Source organism: Catenovulum agarivorans DS-2 (genome assembly GCF_000568405.1).
Taxonomy (GTDB): Bacteria; Pseudomonadota; Gammaproteobacteria; order Enterobacterales; family Alteromonadaceae; genus Catenovulum; species Catenovulum agarivorans_A.
Map to the genome: position 1 here is coordinate 1 of NZ_ARZY01000118.1, position 412 is coordinate 412.

Sequence of the window (412 nt, forward strand, 5' to 3'; positions counted from 1 at the left end):
TGCAACTTTTCAATAATTTAATACACGCTGAGTAGCCGAAATATACACAATAAATCAGCATATTTTGCCCTTTTCTTAGCTAATGTGGCCATTTACTATAGCTAATGCCTCATTTCACCGTAGTTCGCCAGTTTTTCTATATTGTGCACCAAACAATATAACTGCCATTGGCTTTGTACCTTACTTTGACCACGCAAACTAAATCGACTTAATCTTTTCTGGGTACCTATATTGGCAAACACTGGCTCTACTGTCGACATTCTGTGACTATAGATGTGCTTTCCTTTTTCGCTGTCCACTCTATGTTTCATCCAGTCTGTATAATTCGGCTTTTGAGTGTTTTTAATGCTAAATGATACTTGCCGTCCGTTGCCTTTTCTGTGATTGGCTGAATCTGGATTATGCATGCACT

Annotated in this window: 1 protein-coding gene; it reads right to left on the reverse strand. The window is 38.3% G+C overall.

Translation table 11 applies throughout. The features are described from left to right. Positions 1 to 101 precede the first annotated feature (101 nt). Positions 102 to 412 (reverse strand): transposase (locus DS2_RS19455; protein WP_152537656.1); only part of this gene is annotated, 311 nt, incomplete at its 5' end.